This window comes from Streptomyces sp. PsTaAH-137 (genome assembly GCF_003259365.1).
GTDB lineage: Bacteria > Actinomycetota > Actinomycetes > Streptomycetales > Streptomycetaceae > Streptomyces.
Genome location: NZ_QLLY01000005.1, coordinates 190,123 through 207,776 on the forward strand (window position 1 = coordinate 190,123; position 17,654 = coordinate 207,776).

At 71.6% G+C, this 17,654-nt stretch carries 17 protein-coding genes and 1 tRNA gene; 7 read left to right on the forward strand and 11 right to left on the reverse strand.

Translation table 11 applies throughout. The annotated features are described in order from the left end of the window. Positions 1-42 precede the first annotated feature (42 nt). Positions 43-915: a MaoC family dehydratase N-terminal domain-containing protein gene (locus K377_RS12680; protein ID WP_111663389.1), complete on the reverse strand. Its 873-nt coding sequence runs from the start codon at positions 913-915 to the stop codon at positions 43-45. Positions 916-958: 43 nt separating this feature from the next. Beyond that, complete coding sequence (locus tag K377_RS42230; RefSeq protein ID WP_258395030.1) at positions 959-1,081, reverse strand: hypothetical protein; 123 nt, start codon at positions 1,079-1,081, stop codon at positions 959-961. Between the two features lie 52 nt (positions 1,082-1,133). Between K377_RS42230 and K377_RS12685 the strand changes: the two genes are divergently transcribed. From K377_RS12685 to K377_RS12695, 3 genes are all read left to right on the forward strand, one after another. After that, entirely contained in the window at positions 1,134-2,339 is a 1,206-nt protein-coding gene (locus K377_RS12685) for a CaiB/BaiF CoA-transferase family protein (RefSeq protein ID WP_111663390.1), read from the forward strand. Positions 2,340-2,390: 51 nt separating this feature from the next. Then, positions 2,391-3,557, forward strand: a complete 1,167-nt coding sequence (locus K377_RS12690) for an acyl-CoA dehydrogenase family protein (RefSeq protein WP_111663708.1) — start codon at positions 2,391-2,393, stop codon at positions 3,555-3,557. Between the two features lie 210 nt (positions 3,558-3,767). Next, positions 3,768-4,154 carry a signal peptidase I gene (locus K377_RS12695; protein WP_111663391.1) on the forward strand — a complete coding sequence of 129 codons (387 nt, stop codon included), beginning with the start codon at positions 3,768-3,770 and terminating at the stop codon, positions 4,152-4,154. An 8-nt stretch (positions 4,155-4,162) separates the two neighbouring features. Here K377_RS12695 and K377_RS12700 read toward each other — a convergent pair whose 3' ends face one another. Then, positions 4,163-4,999 (reverse strand): undecaprenyl-diphosphate phosphatase, encoded by an 837-nt coding sequence (locus K377_RS12700; RefSeq protein WP_111663392.1) that lies wholly within the window; start codon positions 4,997-4,999, stop codon positions 4,163-4,165. An 11-nt stretch (positions 5,000-5,010) separates the two neighbouring features. Then, positions 5,011-5,676 (reverse strand): helix-turn-helix domain-containing protein, encoded by a 666-nt coding sequence (locus K377_RS12705; protein WP_111663393.1) that lies wholly within the window; start codon positions 5,674-5,676, stop codon positions 5,011-5,013. Positions 5,677-5,816: 140 nt separating this feature from the next. Here K377_RS12705 and K377_RS12710 point away from each other — a divergent pair, with 140 nt between their 5' ends. Continuing rightward, positions 5,817-6,815: an alpha/beta hydrolase gene (locus K377_RS12710; protein ID WP_111663709.1), complete on the forward strand. Its 999-nt coding sequence runs from the start codon at positions 5,817-5,819 to the stop codon at positions 6,813-6,815. A 12-nt stretch (positions 6,816-6,827) separates the two neighbouring features. On the opposite strand, the gene K377_RS12715 is transcribed toward K377_RS12710, so the two are convergent. From K377_RS12715 to K377_RS12725, 3 genes are all read right to left on the reverse strand, one after another. After that, the gene (locus tag K377_RS12715; RefSeq protein ID WP_111663394.1) at positions 6,828-7,901 is read right to left on the reverse strand and encodes an adenylate/guanylate cyclase domain-containing protein; all 1,074 of its coding nucleotides are present in this window, start codon (positions 7,899-7,901) and stop codon (positions 6,828-6,830) included. After that, positions 7,898-8,326 carry a universal stress protein gene (locus tag K377_RS12720; protein ID WP_111663395.1) on the reverse strand — a complete coding sequence of 143 codons (429 nt, stop codon included), beginning with the start codon at positions 8,324-8,326 and terminating at the stop codon, positions 7,898-7,900. The genes K377_RS12715 and K377_RS12720 overlap by 4 nt, the downstream gene beginning before the upstream one ends. Positions 8,327-8,507: 181 nt before the next feature. Then, positions 8,508-8,581, reverse strand: a tRNA-Pro gene (locus K377_RS12725). Positions 8,582-8,710: 129 nt separating this feature from the next. On the opposite strand from K377_RS12725, the gene K377_RS12730 reads away from it, so the two are divergent. Both K377_RS12730 and K377_RS12735 read left to right on the forward strand, forming a co-directional pair. Further along, positions 8,711-9,208, forward strand: a complete 498-nt coding sequence (locus K377_RS12730; protein ID WP_111663396.1) for a DUF309 domain-containing protein — start codon at positions 8,711-8,713, stop codon at positions 9,206-9,208. 76 nt (positions 9,209-9,284) lie between these two features. Beyond that, on the forward strand, positions 9,285-11,360 hold the full coding sequence (locus K377_RS12735; RefSeq protein WP_111663397.1) for an MDR family MFS transporter: 2,076 nt from the start codon (positions 9,285-9,287) through the stop codon (positions 11,358-11,360). 19 nt (positions 11,361-11,379) lie between these two features. Here the strand turns inward: K377_RS12735 and K377_RS12740 are convergent, their stop codons facing one another. Further along, positions 11,380-12,144, reverse strand: a complete 765-nt coding sequence (locus tag K377_RS12740; protein ID WP_111663398.1) for a sulfite exporter TauE/SafE family protein — start codon at positions 12,142-12,144, stop codon at positions 11,380-11,382. Between the two features lie 140 nt (positions 12,145-12,284). Here K377_RS12740 and argG point away from each other — a divergent pair, with 140 nt between their 5' ends. Then, positions 12,285-13,712, forward strand: a complete 1,428-nt coding sequence (gene argG, locus K377_RS12745) for an argininosuccinate synthase (RefSeq protein WP_111663399.1) — start codon at positions 12,285-12,287, stop codon at positions 13,710-13,712. Between the two features lie 149 nt (positions 13,713-13,861). On the opposite strand, the gene K377_RS12750 is transcribed toward argG, so the two are convergent. The 3 genes from K377_RS12750 to K377_RS12760 all read right to left on the reverse strand — a co-directional run bounded on the left by K377_RS12750 (position 13,862) and on the right by K377_RS12760 (position 17,437). Continuing rightward, positions 13,862-15,376, reverse strand: coding sequence for a long-chain fatty acid--CoA ligase (locus tag K377_RS12750; RefSeq protein ID WP_111663400.1), 1,515 nt, complete (start codon positions 15,374-15,376; stop codon positions 13,862-13,864). A gap of 82 nt (positions 15,377-15,458) precedes the next feature. After that, positions 15,459-16,217 (reverse strand): 3-oxoacyl-ACP reductase FabG, encoded by a 759-nt coding sequence (gene fabG / locus K377_RS12755; RefSeq protein WP_111663401.1) that lies wholly within the window; start codon positions 16,215-16,217, stop codon positions 15,459-15,461. Positions 16,218-16,249: 32 nt separating this feature from the next. Continuing rightward, the gene (locus K377_RS12760) at positions 16,250-17,437 is read right to left on the reverse strand and encodes an acetyl-CoA C-acyltransferase (RefSeq protein WP_111663402.1); all 1,188 of its coding nucleotides are present in this window, start codon (positions 17,435-17,437) and stop codon (positions 16,250-16,252) included. Positions 17,438-17,654: the final 217 nt, after the last annotated feature.

The following is a 17,654-nucleotide window of genomic DNA, read 5'->3' on the forward strand; positions in this document are numbered from 1 at the left end:
CGTCGCCGAGGACCGGCGCGATCGCGTCCGCGGCATCCGTCGTCAGGCGAACGTCACTTGGGCCGTCGCGTGCCGCTCCTCGCGTACGGTCGCGATGCTCAGCTCGGCGCCGTGCGCGCCGGGCGTCCCCCGCGCCACGAGGTGCTCGCCCACGAACACGGGGTGCCGCAGCCGGTACGAGAGGGAGCGCACCCGCCGCTCGGGGGCGCCCCGCCGGACGAGTTCGAGCATGAGCAGCGCGAGGAGCGGCCCGTGCACGACGAGACCGGGGTAGCCCTCCTCGGCGCGGCAGTACGGGGCGTCGTAGTGGATGCGGTGGGCGTTGGCGGTGAGGGCGCTGATCCGGAAGAGGAGGCGTTCGTCGGGGACCAGGCGCAGGGTCCAGGGGGCGTCGGCCGGCGGCTCGGACGTAATGTCCGGGTCCGTCGGGTGCCGCTCCCCCGCGCCGCGCCCGGAGCGGTAGACGATGTCCTGTTCCTCGACGAGGCAGATTCGGCCGGCCTGCCGGAACTCCTGGCGCTCCGTGACGAACAGCAGCTCGCCGGTGCGGCCCTGCTTGGGCGTGACCGCCTTGAGGCTGGTGACGCGTTCGGTGGGTTCGCCCAGCCGCAGCGGCTGGGTGACCTCCAGGCGGCCGCCCGCGAACATGCGGCGGCGGCCGGGGATCGGCGGGAGGAAACGCGCCTCGCGCAGATGCCCGTCCGGGCCGAGGTCGCTGTGGCGCGGCCAGTCGAGGAAGTGCAGCCACTGCCACAGCGGCGGCAGCGGCTCTCCCACCGTCGCGGCCGGCGCGGGCAGGTCCAGGACTGCCGAGAGCGCGGCGGCGGGACCGGCGGGCAGACCGTCCTCGTCCACGACGGCGCCGGGATTCCAGGACGCGACGTAGGAGCTGAGGGGCTGGGAGGCGGACTCCATGGCTGTTTCGTTCCTTCCGGATCGTGCGCGGCTCGGGCGGGTGTCACCGCTCGGCGGCCGGGGTGGCGGTGACCAGCGCGCGCGGCGGGCCGACACCGAGGGCGCCCTCCGCGGGCTGCATCAGCAGGTACACGAACGGTACGGATCCGGGGGCAACGGGCAGCACGGCCGGGTATCGATCGGTCGATCCGTCCGCCCACCGACCTGGAGGCCACCGCATGGCCGAAACGACCGACCCCGCCGCCGCGCTTCCGCTCGCCGGTATCACCGTCGTCAGCATCGAGCAGGCCGTGGCGGCGCCCTTCGCCACCCGCCAGCTGGCTGATCTGGGGGCCCGCGTGATCAAGATCGAGCGCCCGGACGGCGGCGACTTCGCCCGGCGCTACGACACGACGGTCAACGGGGAGTCCAGCTACTTCGTGTGGCTCAACCGGTCCAAGGAGTCCCTGACGCTGGACGTGAAGTCCACCGAGGGGCGGGCGATCCTCGACGAACTCCTGTCCGGCGCGGACGTCTTCGTGCAGAACCTCGGCCCCGGGGCGGCGGCCCGCCTCGGCCTCGACCCGGAGACCCTGGCCGAGCGCCACCCGTCGCTGATCGCCTGCACGGTCTCCGGCTGGGGCACCTCGGGCCCGTGGGCCGACCGCAAGGCGTACGACCTGCTGGTGCAGTGCCAGACCGGCCTCGTCTCGCTGACCGGCACACCGGAGGGCACCGCACGGGCCGGGGTGTCGGTCGCCGACATCGCCGCCGGAATGTACGCCTACACGGGCATCCTGACCGCGCTGTTCGCCCGGGCGACCACGGGCGTGGCGCGGTCCGTGGAGGTGTCCCTCTTCGAGGCGCTCGCGGAGTGGATGAGCCAGCCCGCGTACTACACCCGGCACGGGGGGACGCAGCCGCCGCGCATCGGCACGCAGCACGCCACCATCGCCCCGTACGGCGCCTACACCGCGGCCGACGGCAAGCAGGTGCTCTTCTCCGTCCAGAACGAGCGCGAGTGGGCCGCACTGTGCGAACGCTTCCTGGAACAGCCGGAGTTGACCACCGACCCGCGGTTCGCCACCGGCGCGGACCGGGTGGCCCACCGGGACGAGCTGAACGCGATCGTGGCCGCCCGGTTCGGCCGCTCCGGCAGCGACGACGTGGCCGAGGCCCTGGACGCGGCGGGCATCGCCAACACCGGGGTGAACGACGTCGCGGAGTTCGTCGCCCATCCGGTTCTCGCGGAGCGGGAGCGCTGGGTGGACGTCGCCACCCCCGGCGGCGTCGTGCGGGCCCTGCGCCCACCGGCGGACCTGGCCGGCCTCGACGCCCGTATGGAACCGGTGCCCGCGCTGGGCGAGCACACCGACCCCATCCTGACCGCCCAGGGCCGTATGCCCGACGAGATCGCGCGCCTGCGGGCGGACGGCGTCGTCTGAGGCGCGAGCCCCCCGTCCGGCCACGCACCCGAAACGAACGAGGAGATGCCCGTGAGCAGCCTGGACGCCCTGTCGTCCGACGAACAGTTCGTCGTGAGGACCGTGCACGACTTCGTGAACAGGGAGGTGAAGCCGGTCGCCCAGGAGCTCGACCACACCGACACCTACCCGGAAGCCCTCATCGAGCAGATGAAGGAGCTCGGCATCTTCGGTCTCGCCGTCCCCGAGGAGTACGGCGGCACCCCCGTCTCCACGCCGTGCTACGTCATGGTCACCGAGGAACTGGCGCGCGGCTGGATGAGCCTGGCCGGCGCGATGGGCGGCCACACGGTCGTGGCGAAGCTGCTGCTGATGTTCGGCACGGACGAGCAGAAGAACCGCTACCTGCCCCGGATGGCCACCGGCGAGGTGCGCGCCACGATGGCGCTGACCGAGCCGGGCGGCGGCTCCGACCTCCAGGCGATGCGGACGACGGCCCGCAAGGACGCCGACGGCTACGTCGTGAACGGGTCGAAGACCTGGATCACCAACTCCCGCCGCTCGCGGCTGATCGCGCTGCTCTGCAAGACGGACCCGGACGCGGACCCCGCGCATCGGGGCATCTCGATCCTCCTGGTGGAACACGGTCCGGGGCTGACGGTCTCCCGCGACCTGCCCAAGCTGGGGTACAAGGGCGTCGAGAGCTGCGAGCTGTCGTTCGAGGACCTCCGGGTCCCGGCCGACGCCGTCCTCGGCGGTGCGGAGGGCAAGGGCTTCGCGCAGATGATGAAGGGCCTGGAGACCGGCCGTCTCCAGGTCGCCTCGCGCGCCCTGGGCGTCGGGCGGGCCGCGCTGGAGGACTCCCTCGCCTACGCGCAGGAGCGCGAGTCGTTCGGAAAGCCGATCTGGAAGCATCAGTCGGTCGGCAACTACCTGGCGGACATGGCCACGTCGCTCATGGCCGCCCGCCAGCTGACCCTGCACGCCGCCCGCGAGTACGACGCCGGGCGCCGGGTGGACATGGAGGCCGGGATGGCGAAGCTGTTCGCCTCCGAGACGGCGATGCAGATCGCGCTCAACGCCGTCCGGATCCACGGGGGTTACGGCTACTCCACCGAGTTCGACGTCGAACGCTACTTCCGGGACGCCCCGCTGATGATCGTCGGGGAGGGCACGAACGAGATCCAGCGGAACGTGATCGCGAGCCAGTTGGTGAAGCGGGGCGGACTCGACGCCTGACGGCACCGGCTCCGTGTTGTCCGCGGAGCGAGGCGGTCAGCCGCTGAGCGCGGCCACACGTGTGAACATCCTGCACCGGGTCCGGCGATCCAAGAGGATCGAGGGAAGAGCCGCTGCGCCCGGACCCCGTGCAGTGGCTCTGCCTATGCGCCGGCCATGCCCTGGGGCACCGGGCACGCGCCTTGGGAGGAACTGCTAGCGTCCGGGCTCGTGAACGACAGCGTGTACGTGGGCCATGCGGGCAAGGATGCGGCACTGGACCGGGGCTGGCTCCTCGGCCACTTCAAGGACGTGGGAGATCCGCGCCACAGCGAGGACGTGGAGATCAAATGGGGCGTCCACCCGCCCGGTGACGAGCGGGCCCAATGGGTGCGCGGCGAGGCACGCACCGCTCTCCTCGTCCTCATCAGCGGCCGCTTCCGCGTCGAACTCCCCGGCCGCAGCGTCCTGCTGGAGGAACAGGGTGACTACGTGGTGTGGGGGCACGGGGTGGACCACTCCTGGATCGCGGAGGAGGAGTCGGTGGTGCTGACCGTGCGGTGGCCCTCCGTTCCGGGGTACGCGGTGCCGGACGCCCCGGAAACGGACGTGGAGTAGCCGCGCGGTCAGGCGTTGAGCACGCCGGTGCCGAGCAGCGCGAACAGCAGTGCGCCGACGACGAGACGGTAGACGACGAACGCGTTGAAGGAGTGCTTGGCCACGAACTTGAGGAGCCAGGCGATGGACGCGTAGGCGACGACGAAGGACACCACGGTGCCGACGATCAGTGGGGCGGCGTCCACCCCGCCGCCGACCGCGTCCTTCAGTTCGTACAGGCCCGCGCCGGTCAGGGCCGGAAGGCCGAGGAAGAAGGAGAGGCGGGTGGCGGCGACCCGGTCCAGGTCGAGCATCAGCGCCGTCGACATGGTCGCCCCGGAGCGGGAGAAGCCGGGGAAGAGCAGGGCCAGGATCTGCGAGCTGCCGACCAGCATCGCGTCCTTGAACGTGGTGTCCTCCTCGCCGCGCCGGTGGCGGCCCATCCGGTCGGCGGCCCACATCACACCGCTGCCGACGATCAGCGAGCCCGCCACGACCCACAGCGAGGCCAGCGGCCCTTCGATGAGGGGTTTCGCGGCCAGCCCGACGACGACGATGGGGATGGTGGCGTAGATGACCCACCAGGTGAACTTGTAGTCGTGGCTGCTGCGCTGGGAGGAGTCGGCCAGGCCGCGTCCCCAGGCGGTGACGAAGCGCAGGATGTCGCGGAAGAAGTAGACGAGGACGGCCGCGATGGCGCCGACCTGGATGACCGCGGTGAAGGCGACGACCGCCTTGTCGTCCACGGGGATGTCCATCAGCCCTTCGGCGATCTTCAGATGGCCGGTGGAGGACACGGGCAGGAACTCGGTCACCCCCTCGACCACTCCGAGTACGACGGCCTGACCGATTCCGATGGTGCTCAACTCAGCAGTCCTTAGGGAGAGGTGTCCGGTGCGGCGCCCTGCCGGGCTTCACCGGTAGATCCTCGCGCAGCGGCCGGGGCCGTCGGGTAGGAATCAGGGAAGAATCCCGGGGTGCGCTGCCGGGGGCGCTCGCCCTGGGGCCCGAACATGACGAGGTACTCGACCGGTCCGCCGGGGCCGGCGTTCGCCACGCCGTGCGGGGTGCGGGTGTCGAACTCGGCGATGTCCCCCGCGGTCAGGACCAGGGTCCGGTCGCCGAGCGCGAGCCGCAGCCGCCCGTACAGGACGCACAGCCACTCGTAGCCCTCGTGGGAGACCTGCCGGGGCGGCGCGGGCGGCTCCTCGACGGCGGGCAGGACGTGCTTGTGTGCGTGCAGACCGCCCACGTACCGCGTGAGGGGCAGCACCGCCTTGTCGTCGCCGAAGCTCAGCGCCCTCGGGGTGCGCGCGGGTGCGGTGCCGGCCAGTTCGTCCAGGGAGACGCCGTACTCCTTCGCCAGCCGCAGCACCATCTCCAGGCTGGGCCTGCGCCGGCCGGTCTCGATCCGGGACAGCGTGCTCACGGCGATGCCGGTCGCGCAGCCGACGCCGGTGAGGGTGGCGCCGTGCCGCTCTCGGGCGGCCCGCAGCCGGGGTCCCATCGCCGCCAGCGTCTCCCGCACCTCGTCGACCGCCACCGTGCCCACTCCTTCCGGTCGCGCCACTCCACCGTCCTGTCCTGCGATTTTGCCAGAATGTCAACGCGGATCGCCCGGTGCGGGTGCCGCGCCGCATGATCGACGGGCAGCCGCGTCATCCGCGCACCGAGGAGCAGCACATGTCCACGCAGTCCGAGCCGTCGCCCGCCCTCCGCCATCGCCTCGTCGATGGCCCGGCGGGGCGCCTGCACCTGGTCGAGCAGGGCAGCGGCCCGCTGGTCCTGCTCGTCCACGGCTTTCCCGAGTCCTGGTACTCCTGGCGCCACCAGCTCCCGGCCCTCGCCGCGGCCGGTTACCGGGCGGTGGCCGTCGACGTGCGCGGCTACGGCCGGTCGTCCGGGCCGACGGAGACCGACGCCTACCGGATGCTCAACCTGGTGGCGGACAACGTCGCCGTCGTACGCGCCCTGGGCGAGGAGGGCGCGGTGGTCGTCGGCCACGACTGGGGCTCCACCATCGCCGCGACCTCGGCCCTGCTCCACCCCGAGGTCTTCCGCGCGGTCGGCCTGCTGAGCGTCCCCTACGCGCCGCCGGGCGGCCCCCGCCCCACCGACGTCTTCAGCCGGATCGGCGGCCCCGAGGAGGAGTTCTACGTCTCCTGCTTCCAGGAGCCCGGCCGCGCCGAGGCCGAGATCGAGCCCGACGTCCGGGGCTGGCTCGCCGGGTTCTACGCTGCGCTGTCCGCCGACACCATGCCCGCCCCGGGCGAGCCCGACCCGCACTTCGTGACCCGGGGCGGCGGCCGGCTGCGCGACCGCTTCCCCTCGGCCGCGACGCTTCCGTCCTGGCTGACCGAGGCCGATCTCGACGTCTACGCCGGGGAGTTCGAGCGCACGGGCATGACCGGCGCGCTCAACCGCTACCGCTGCATGGACCGCGACTGGCAGGACCTCGCCCCGTACGACGGAGCCCCGGTCAGGCAGCCGTCCCTGTTCATCGGCGGCACCCGCGACGCCTCCACCACATGGATGGCAGACGCCATCGACGCCTTCCCCACCACCCTCCCCGCCCTCTCGGCCTCCCACCTCCTGGAGGACTGCGGCCACTGGATCCAGCAGGAACGCCCCGCCGAGGTGAACCGCCTGCTGACCGACTGGCTGGCCACCCTCCGGGACTGAACGCCCGTGCCGTCAGCGGCCCCGGCCGCGTGGGCTCCCCGCCGGGCGGAGCAGGACCGGGCGGAGGCGGCTGTAGCCGCGTACCGAGACCGGGCGGAGGACCTTCAGTTCGTACGCGGCCCGGCCGGACAGCTCCCCGGCCAGCGCGGTGTTCACGAGGATCGTGTCGGGGCGGGCCACCGCGGTCAGGCGGGCCGCAATGTTGACCGCGGCTCCGTAGACGTCGCCGAACCGGCCGAGGACCGGGCCGTGGGCGAGGCCGGTGCGCAGGTGCGGGAGGCGTTTCTCCCCCTCCGCCCGGGCCGTGAGCTCCAGGGCGATGTCCGCCGCGGTGGACGCCGAATCGCACACGAAGAGGACCTCGTCGCCGATGGTCTTCACCACCCGGCCCCGGCCCTCGGCGACCACGTCCCCGGTCAGGCTCTCGAACCGGTCGAGGACCTTGACGAGTTCGGTGCTGTCGAGGCCGCGCGTCATCCTCGTATAGCCGACCATGTCGGTGAACCCGACGGCGAGGTCCTGCACGTGCAGGCCCTCGCCCTGCGGGACCGTCCCGTCGGGCGAGGGGGCGGCTCCCGGCGTCTCCTTCCGGGCCGCGTCCGCCTGCGCGGTCGCGATCACCTGCCCGGTGTAGGCCGCGAAGTGCCTTTTCCAGACGTGCTGTTGGAGCAGTTCCAGCTCGGCGAGCAGGACCGCGGCCCGGCTCGCCAGCTCCGGCTGGGTCAGCGGCGTCTCCCGGCCCCGGTTCAGCCACGCCCACAGCGTGTGGACCTGCCATTCGGCGAGCCGGGAGAGGTGGTGGCCGAGGGCGCGGGCCATCAGCGCCTCGCTCTCCTCGGTGATGATCCCCGCCGCGATCAGCCGCTCCCCGGCACGCAGCGCGTCGACGTCCCCGTCGGTGAACGCCCGTACGTCGTCCTCGACCAGCGGGAAGCCGAGCGCCCGCCAGATCTGCGCGGTGCGCTCCGGCCCCACCCCGGTCCGCTCGACGATGTCGTGCCGCGTCCAGTGGCGGCCGCCGCCGAGCAGCACCTCCTCGACGGTCCGCCGAAGCTCCTCGCCACCGTCGGGAGAGTCCGCGCTCACGTGGTGTGCACGATCAGCACGTCGAGGCCGGCCTTGCGGGCGATGTCGGCCGGTACGGAGCCGAGGAGACGCCCGGCGAGCGAGCGCAGTCCCTTGTTGCCCACCACCAGGAGGTCGACGGCGTTCTCCTGGGCGGTGTGGACGAGCACGGCGACGGGCTCCCCCTCCACGGCGAGCGTCCGCACGTTAGCCGCCCCGTGCGCACGGGCTCGGTCCCGCGCCGTACGCAGCGTGTCCTCGGCGGGCGCCGAGCCCACCACCTGATACCCCTCCGACCCCAACTGGTCCTGTGCGCGTGCGAGTTCGGTGCCCTGCATGGGCAAGTACGCGCAGACGACGAGGAGTTCCGCCTCACAGACGGCGGCCAGCCTGGCCGCTCCCTCGACCGCCGCATAGGACGACTCCGAGCCGTCCGTTCCGACCATGACAGTGCGGTAGGCCCCCACAGCAAGCTCCTTACTCCCAAGTAAACTTACTTGGGAGTAAAATAGAGCGCGGATCAACGGAGAGGCAAGGGGCCGGACCCTGTCTTTGAAGTCACCGGAACGACAACAGGGCCGGTCTCGGATTGCTCCGAAACCGGCCCTGAAGTGCGACTGTCTCCAGTCGGGACGACAGGATTTGAACCTGCGACCCCTTGACCCCCAGTCAAGTGCGCTACCAAGCTGCGCCACGTCCCGATGTCGATCGCCTTCCGACCCGCTGTTTCCGGGCCCTTCCGGCGGCGACAGGAAGAACATTACCCCAAGCTCACGGGTGGTTTGAAACCAGTTCCGCGGGCTTCGTGGAAGGTGGGCGAGAATCGGGGCATGAGCACCGATCGCAGCACGGGCCGGGACCGCGACGACGAGGGCCGTGCCCGTAATGCCCGGCCCCGTGACGGGTTGGGGCGGCCGCTCCCCTATGGCTCCCCGGGGGTCGCCCGGCAGCCGGAGGGGGTGGTGCGGACGGCCGGGGAGACCGTCGCCGAGGCGCAGGCGCTGCTCGACGCCGGGCAGCCCTTCCATGCGCACGAGGTCTTCGAGGACGCGTGGAAGTCGGCGCCCCGCGAGCAGCGTGAGCTGTGGCGCGGGCTGGCCCAGGCGGCCGTGGGGCTGACGCACGCGGCGCGGGGCAACGCGACGGGCGGGGCCCGGCTGCTGCGCAGGGGCGCGGACGCGGTGGACGCCTGGCCCGGGGACGCGCCCGCCGGTCTGGACGCGCCGGGCGTGGTGGCCTGGGCGCGGTCCCTGGCCGACCGGGTGGCGCGGGAGGGGCGCCCCGTGGACGCGGCCGCCTGCGCGCCCCGGCTGGCCGGAGACGCGTAGCACGGCCGGAAGGGGCCGTCACCGGTCCGGACCCCACCCGCATGCGGCCCCGGCACCCTGATGTGACCCTGCGAGGGTGACCACCACCACGGCTGAAGCCGCCACCCCGGCCCCACCGGTACTGGACAAGCGTCGCCGGAACGTCGTCTTCGTGACGATCATGCTCGGCATGCTGCTCGCGGCCCTGGACCAGACGATCGTGGGCACGGCCCTGCCGACGATCGTCTCGGACCTCGGTGGTGCGGCGCACATGTCGTGGGTGGTCACCTCGTACCTCCTCGCGGAGACGGTCGCCACGGTCCTGGTGGGCAAGTTCGGCGACCTGTTCGGCCGCAAGGTCGTCTTCCAGGTGTCGGCGATCGTCTTCATCACGGGCTCGTTCCTGTGCGGTCTCGCCACGAACATGACGCTGCTCATCGTCTGGCGGGCCATGCAGGGTATCGGCGCCGGCGGCCTGATGGTCACGGCGATGGCGCTGATCGCGGATGTCATCCCGCTGCGCGAGCGCGGCAAGTACCAGGGTGCGATCGGCGCGGTGTTCGGCGTGTCGACGGTCATCGGCCCGCTGCTCGGCGGACTGTTCACGGACCATCTGACCTGGCGGTGGGCGTTCTACGTGAACGTGCCGATCGCGATCGTCGTGGTCATCGCCGCGGCCCGCACCATCCCGGTGGTGAAGTCGGCGACGCGGCCGGTCATCGACTATCTCGGCATCGCCTTCGTCGCGATCGGGGCGAGCGCCCTGATCCTGGCGACGAGTTGGGGCGGCAACGAGTACGCGTGGGGCTCCGGCGTCATCATCGGCCTGTTCGCGGGCGGCCTCGTGGCGCTCGGGCTGTTCTGCTGGGTGGAGACCCGGGCGGCCGAACCGATGCTGCCGATGCGGCTGTTCGCGAACCCGGTGTTCACCGTCTGCTCGATCCTCAGCTTCATCGTGGGCTTCGCGATGCTGGGCGCGCTGACGTTCCTGCCGACGTATCTGCAGTACGTGGACGGCGACTCGGCCACGATCTCCGGCGTGCGCACGCTGCCGATGGTCATCGGTCTGCTGATCGCGTCGATCTTCTCCGGCAACGTCGTCAGCAAGACCGGCAAGTACCGGATCTTCCCGATCGTCGGCTCGCTCGTCATGGGCCTCGGCCTGTACCTCCTCTCCCTGATGGGCCCTGCGTCGTCGGCCTGGCTGGAGTCGCTGTACATGTTCGTGCTCGGTCTCGGGATCGGGCTGTCCATGCAGGTGCTCACCATCGCGGTGCAGAACACCGTCGAGTACGCGGACCTGGGCACCGCCACGTCCGGGGTGACCTTCTTCCGTACGCTCGGCAGCTCCTTCGGCACCGCGGTGTTCGGCACGATCTACGCCAACACCCTGAAGCCGAACCTGAGCGACGGCGTCGCGGAGGCGTCACGGGCCGGGACCGGCCTCGATCCGGCGGCGCTCGCCAAGGCCGCGCAGAGCCCGGAGGGGCTGCACGCGCTGCCGGCCGGGGCGCGCGAGCCCATCGCGCAGGCGTACGCGGACTCGCTGCACACGGTGTTCCTGTGGACGGTGCCGGTGGCGGTCGTCGGCTTCGTGGTGGCGCTCTTCCTCAAGCAGGTGCAGCTGCGCGACACGGCCCGGGCGGGGTCGACGGACATGGGAGAGGGCTTCGCCCAGCCGTCGACCGGCGATCCGTCGCATCTGCTGGAGCGGGCCGTGGGCAACATCGTGAAGTCCTCGACCCTGGACACGGCGCGGCGGATCCTCGACGCCTCGGACAGCCGTCTGGACATCGCGGGATCGTGGGCCGTGATGCAGGTGGAGTTCTACACGCGGATGGTCGGACACGCCTCCCTCGGGATGATCGCGGCGCGGCGCAGGGTGCCGCCCGAGGTGCTGGTGCCGGTGTTCCAGCGGATGGTCGACGAGGGCTACCTGACCCGTACGGGGTCGTACTTCTCGCACACCGCGGCGGGCCGACGGGAGGCGGAGGTGCTCAACCGGGCGTGGGGCGAGTGGCTGAGCAAGCAGGTCGAGGCCGACCTCGGCCGGCCGGCGGGCAAGGACCTGCGCGCCGCGGTCGACTCGATCGCCAAGCGGCTGCTGGCCGAGGATCTCGCGCAGGGGCTGCCGCAGCAGTCGTCGGCCGAGCGTCCTTTGGCAGCCTCCTGATCCGGTTCCAGGCAGGCAGTCAGCGCAGAAGCAGTTGCAGACCGCCGAGCACCGTCGCCGCGATCACCAGCTGTTCGAAGAGTCGCTGGTTGATGCGGTTCACCGCCACCTTGCCGATGAGCGCGCCCGGCACGACGAAGGCGACGAGCGCCGCGTCGAGGAGGAGCGAGCGGCCGTCGATGAGGCCGAGGCCCACGCTGAACGGCACCTTCGCGGAGTTCACGATGAGGAAGAACCACGCGGAGGTGCCGAGGAAGCCCAGTTTCTTGAACCCGGCGGAGAGCAGGTACATCGACATCACCGGGCCGCCCGCGTTGGCGACCATCGTGGTGAAGCCGCCGAGCACCCCGTACGAGCCCGCCTTGACGCGGGCCGCGCGGGTCGGGTTCTCCTCGGCCTTCGGCGCCTCGGCCTGCCTGCGCCGCCAGACGGTGACGGCGGCCATCACCAGCAGGATGACGCCGATGGAGCCGCGGACGAGACCGTCACCGGCGAACGCGAGGAACGCGGTGCCGACCAGCACGCCGGCCGCCACGGCCGGGAAGAGGCGCCACAGGGTCGGCCAGTGGGCGTGCCTGCGGTAGGTCAGCACGGCGAGGATGTCGCCGAAGATGAGGATCGGCAGCAGCACGCCGGTGGAGGCGCGGGCGGGCAGGATCGCGGCGAAGACGGCGAGGCTGACGGTGTTGGCCCCGCTGACGGCGGTCTTGGAGAAGCCCACCAGGAGGGCCGCCGCGGCCAGCGCGGCGAACCCCCACGGGGTGACGCCGAATATCTCGTGCATGTGCTCGTGTGCTCCGTCTCCGCCTGTACGGGTCCCCGCCTGCCGCGCACCCCCGGACACTTTCGCACTACACGCGTTCCGCACAGAAGGAGACCCGACGGGGCTTTGCATAACCATGAGTGGTGATGCATACTCTTCCTATGTCCAAGGTCCTCACTTCCCTTCCCGCCGGCGAGCGCGTCGGCATCGCCTTCTCGGGCGGCCTCGACACGTCCGTCGCGGTCGCGTGGATGCGCGACAAGGGCGCCGTCCCGTGCACCTACACCGCGAACATCGGCCAGTACGACGAGCCCGACATCGACTCGGTGCCCGGTCGCGCCCAGGCCTACGGCGCCGAGATCGCCCGCCTGGTCGACTGCCGCGAGGCGCTGGTCGAGGAGGGCCTGGCCGCGCTGACCTGCGGTGCGTTCCACATCCGCTCGGGCGGTCGCGCGTACTTCAACACGACTCCGCTGGGCCGCGCGGTCACCGGCACCCTCCTGGTGCGGGCGATGCTCGAGGACAACGTGCAGATCTGGGGCGACGGCTCCACGTACAAGGGCAACGACATCGAGCGGTTCTACCGCTACGGCCTGCTCGCCAACCCGAACCTGCGGATCTACAAGCCGTGGCTCGACGCGGGCTTCGTGGCCGAGCTGGGCGGCCGCCAGGAGATGTCGGAGTGGCTGGTCGCCCACGGCCTGCCCTACCGGGACTCCGCGGAGAAGGCGTACTCCACCGACGCCAACATCTGGGGCGCCACGCACGAGGCGAAGGTGCTTGAGCACCTCGACACGGGCGTCGAGACGGTCGAGCCGATCATGGGCGTGAAGTTCTGGGACCCGTCGGTGGAGATCCCCACCGAGGACGTCACCATCGGCTTCAAGGAGGGTCGTCCGGTCACCATCAACGGCAAGGACTTCGCCTCCGCCGTCGACCTGGTGATGGAGGCCAACGCCATCGGCGGCCGCCACGGTCTGGGTATGTCCGACCAGATCGAGAACCGGATCATCGAGGCCAAGAGCCGCGGCATCTACGAGGCCCCGGGCATGGCGCTGCTGCACGCCGCCTACGAGCGGCTCGTGAACGCCATCCACAACGAGGACACCCTCGCCCAGTACCACGCAGAGGGCCGGCGTCTGGGCCGTCTGATGTACGAGGGCCGCTGGCTTGACCCGCAGGCCCTGATGATCCGGGAGTCGCTGCAGCGCTGGGTCGGCGCCGCGGTCACCGGTGAGGTCACGCTGCGGCTGCGGCGCGGCGAGGACTACTCGATCCTCGACACGACGGGCCCGGCGTTCAGCTACCACCCGGACAAGCTCTCCATGGAGCGCACCGAGGACTCGGCGTTCGGTCCTGTCGACCGGATCGGCCAGCTCACGATGCGCAACCTGGACATCGCCGACTCGCGCGCCAAGCTGGAGCAGTACGCGGGTCTCGGCCTGCTCGGTTCCGGCGACTCGGCGCTCGGCGCCGGGCTCATCGGGGCGCTGCCGGAGGGCGGGGCGCAGGCCATCGCCTCTCGCGGTGAGGTCTCCGGGGAGGACGAGGCTCTGGACCGGGCCGCGATGGAGTTCGGCACCGACTGACTCCGTCGGTTTCGCGGAAGAGGACCGGGTCGGCGCTGGGAGGCGTCGGGCCGGTCCTCTTTGCCTACGGGGTGGGTTCACCTGGTGCGTTGGCGGGTGCGGGTGCGTGCGGGTTCTCGCGCAGTTCCCCGCGCCCCTGACGGGGCGCTCTACTTACCGTAGACAGCCCTCAGTTCGCGCTTCAGGATCTTCATGCTCGGGCCCAGGGGGAGCTCGTCCGTGAACTCGATGCGGCGGGGGTACTTGTGCTTGCCGAGGTGGGACTTGGACCAGTCCTGGACGGCGGCGGCGTCCAGGGTCTCGCCGGGCTTCGGGACGATGACGGCGCAGATCTCCTCGCCGTGGACGTCGTCGGGCAGGCCGATCACGGCGGCGTGGCCGATGCCGGGGTGGCGCATCAGGACCTCCTCCACCTCGCGCGGGTACACGTTGTAGCCGCCGCGGATGATGATGTCCTTCTTGCGGTCGACGATGCGCAGATAGCCGTCGTCGTCCTTGGTGCCGAGGTCGCCGGTGCGGAACCAGCCGTCGACGAGGGCTTCCGCCGTGGCCTCCGGGCGGCCCAGGTAGCCGGTGAAGACGCAGTGGCCGCGGACGACGACCTCGCCCAGTTCGCCGGCGGCCAGCAGCTCCACGCTGTCCTCCACCTCGGCGCGGGCGATCTCCACGTCGACGCCCCACAGAGGGTGGCCGATCGTGCCGGGGCGGGCGCCGAAGACGGGCTGGTTGGCGGCGGCAGCGGGGGACGTCTCCGACAGGCCGTAGCCCTCGAAGATCGTGGCGCCGAACGCCTTCTCGAAGCCTTCGAGGACCGCCACCGGGAGCGAGGCGCCGCCCGAGACGCAGATCTTGAGTTCGGGGAGCTTGTCCGCGGCGGGCGCCGCCGCGAGCAGGTTCACGTACATCGTGGGGACGCCGTGGAACGTGTTCACGTTCTCCGTCACCATCAGGTCGATGGCGCGCGCCGCGTCGAAGCGGGGCAGCAGGACGAGGGTCGCGCCCGCGCGCCAGGTCGCGTTCATCGACACGGTCTGGCCGAAGGCGTGGAACAGGGGCAGTGCGCCGAGCGCGATGTCGTCGGGGGCGACGTTGTGGGCGTCGAAGGCGGAGACCGTGGCGTTCATGACGAGGTTGAAGTGGCTCAGCTCGGCGCCCTTGGGGACGCCGGTGGTGCCGCTCGTGTAGAAGATGACGGCCGGGTCGTCGGCCTCGCGGGTGACGTACGAGACCAACGGCTCGGCGGTGGAGGTCAGTTGCTCCAGGTCGCCGTCCGCGCCGAGGGTCAGCATGCGGACGCCGGTCGCCTCCGCGGCCGCCGCGCCGACCGCCGCCTGCGCCGGGTGGCACAGCAGCAGCGTCGCGCCGCTGTCCTTCAGGACGTGCTCGACCTCCCCGGCGGACAGCAGCAGATGGACGGGGACGACGACCGCGCCGGCCGCGAGCGCCGCGTAGTAGGCGCGCGGGAAGTCGGCGGTGTTGGGGGCCATCAGGGCGACCCGGTCCCCCGGGCGGACGCCGAGGCCGGTGAGGGCGGCGGCCTGCTTGCGGGCCTGGAGCCACAACTCCTCGAAGGTGAGGCGGAGTTCGCCCTCGACGAGGCCGACCTTGGTGGGGCGGCGGCGGGCGTTCTCGGCGAGGATCGCGGCGAGGGAGAGGGTTGCCATGACGGGTGGTGCTCCGTTCCGTACTGAACTCTGGTGCTGCGGTGAACCAGGTCGTTGGGCCGGTGGTCCGGCGATGATGCCGCTAGCGGGCGCCGCCGTTGACGTACAGCGTCTGTCCGCTGACGTAGGAGGCGTCGTCGCTGGCGAGGAACGCGACGACGGCCGCGATGTCCTCGGGCTGTCCGACGCGTCCCAGCGGGGTGCGCTCGGCGGCCAGCTTCTGGTGCTCGTCGGCGCTGGAGCCGACGCGTTCGGCGGTGGCCGCGGTCATCGCGGTGGCGATGTAGCCGGGGGCCACGGCGTTGACGTTGATGTTGAAGCGGCCCAGCTCGATGGCGAGGGTCGCGGTGAAGCCCTGGATACCGGCCTTGGCGGCGGCGTAGTTGGCCTGGCCGCGGTTGCCGAGGGCGGACCGGGAGGAGAGGGAGACGATCTTTCCGTACTTCTGCCGCGACATGTACGTCTGCGCGGCCTGCGAGCAGGTGTAGACGGAGGTGAGGTTGACGTTGATGACGGCGTCCCAGTCCGTCTTCGGCATCTTGAAGAACATGCCGTCGCGGGTGATGCCCGCGTTGTTGACGAGGATGTGCAGCCCGCCCAGGTCGGCGTCGACCTGGGCGAAGGCGGCCTCGACGGCGTCCTGGTCGGTGACGTCGCAGCCGTAGGCGCGGGCGGTGCCGCCCTTGGCCTCGATGGCGTCGACGGTGGCCTGGGCGCGTTCGGCGGTGAGGTCGACGACGGCGACGGCCGCGCCCTCCTCTGCGAGCCGCAGCGCGGTGGCGGCGCCGATGCCCTGGGCGGCGCCGGTGACGACGGCGACCCGTCCGGTGAACCTGCTCATGTGCTGTCGACTTCCTTATGTGGTCGGGGAGTTCAGGCGCGCTCGACGAGGACGGCGCTGCCCTGGCCGACGCCGACGCACATGGTGGCGAGGCCGCGGGCCGCGCCGGTGCGGCGCAGGCGGTGCAGGAGCGTGGTGAGGATGCGGGCGCCGGAGCAGCCGAGCGGGTGGCCGAGGGCGATGGCGCCGCCGGTCGGGTTGACGAGGTCGGGGTCGATGCCGAGGCCGTCGACGCAGGCGAGGGCCTGGGCGGCGAAGGCCTCGTTGAACTCGGCCTCCTCGATGTCCGCAAGGGACCAGCCGACGCGCTTCAGTGCCTTCTGCGTGGCGGGCACCGGGCCGATGCCCATGACGTCGGGGTGGACGCCCGCCGAGGCGCCGGCGACATAGCGGCCGAGGGAGACCAGTCCGAACTCCTCCAGGGCCTCTTCGCTGACGAGGAGCAGGCCGGCCGCGCCGTCGTTCATCGGCGACGCGTTGCCCGCGGTCACCGAGCCGCCCTTGCGGAACACGGGCTTGAGGCCGCCGAGCTTCTCCAGTGACGTGTCGGGGCGGATGCACTCGTCGGCGTCGACGACCACGCCGTCGGGGCGCGTGACGGGCAGGAGCTCGGCGTCGAAGAGGCCGTCCTTGCGGGCGGCGGCCGCCTTGTGGTGGCTGCGCAGGGCGAACGCGTCCTGCCGCTCGCGCGAGATGCCGTACCGGTCGGCGACCTCCTCGGCGGTCTCCCCCATCGCGAGGACCCCGTGCAGGTCCTTCATCCTCGGGTTGGTCAGCCGCCAGCCGAGCCGGGTGTCGTACGTCTGCATCTGGTGCGGCAGCGCCTCGTCGGGGCGGGGCAGCACGAACGGCGCGCGGCTCATCGACTCGGAGCCGCCCGCGAGCACCACGTCGGCCTCGCCCGCGGCGATGGTGCGGGCGGCGGCGGTGACGGCCTCCATGCCCGAGGCGCACAGGCGGTTCACGGTGGCGCCCGGCACCGTCTCCGGCAGGCCCGCGAGCAGGGCGGCCATCCGCGCGACGTTCCGGTTGTCCTCGCCCGCCTGGTTCGCCGCGCCCCAGTAGATGTCGTCGATGCGGGCCGGGTCGAGCGCGGGCGCGTCGGCGATCAGCGCCCGGACGACCGTCGCCGCGAGGTCGTCGGGCCGTACGGAGGACAGCGCGCCGCGGAGCTTCCCGATCGGGGTGCGGCGGGCGGCGGCGAAGTGTACGGGGCGCACAGTCAACTCCATTGAACAGCCGGAACGCGGTCATCAGCGGCACTTAATTAGCAGTGCTAGTTTTGGACTATAGACCCGCGCCGAGGCGACTGTGAAGAGGTCCCGGGTGACCAAACAGGGGCATGCCGTGATCAAAGAGGTAAGGGCGGTTCCACATCTCAGGGCTGGCCCTGATGTCCCCCGCCGCGCGCCTGCCTACTGTGGAGGTCCGGCACCG

Excerpts from the sequence above, each read along its gene's own strand:
- K377_RS12680 (WP_111663389.1), bottom strand. The coding sequence starts at position 915 with ATGGAGTCCGCCTCCCAGCCCCTCAGCTCCTACGTCGCGTCCTGGAAT.
- K377_RS12685 (WP_111663390.1), top strand. The coding sequence starts at position 1,134 with ATGGCCGAAACGACCGACCCCGCCGCCGCGCTTCCGCTCGCCGGTATC.
- K377_RS12710 (WP_111663709.1), top strand. The coding sequence starts at position 5,817 with ATGTCCACGCAGTCCGAGCCGTCGCCCGCCCTCCGCCATCGCCTCGTC.
- K377_RS12720 (WP_111663395.1), bottom strand. The coding sequence starts at position 8,326 with ATGGTCGGAACGGACGGCTCGGAGTCGTCCTATGCGGCGGTCGAGGGA.
- K377_RS12730 (WP_111663396.1), top strand. The coding sequence starts at position 8,711 with ATGAGCACCGATCGCAGCACGGGCCGGGACCGCGACGACGAGGGCCGT.
- K377_RS12740 (WP_111663398.1), bottom strand. The coding sequence starts at position 12,144 with ATGCACGAGATATTCGGCGTCACCCCGTGGGGGTTCGCCGCGCTGGCC.
- argG (WP_111663399.1), top strand. The coding sequence starts at position 12,285 with ATGTCCAAGGTCCTCACTTCCCTTCCCGCCGGCGAGCGCGTCGGCATC.
- K377_RS12750 (WP_111663400.1), bottom strand. The coding sequence starts at position 15,376 with ATGGCAACCCTCTCCCTCGCCGCGATCCTCGCCGAGAACGCCCGCCGC.
- fabG (WP_111663401.1), bottom strand. The coding sequence starts at position 16,217 with ATGAGCAGGTTCACCGGACGGGTCGCCGTCGTCACCGGCGCCGCCCAG.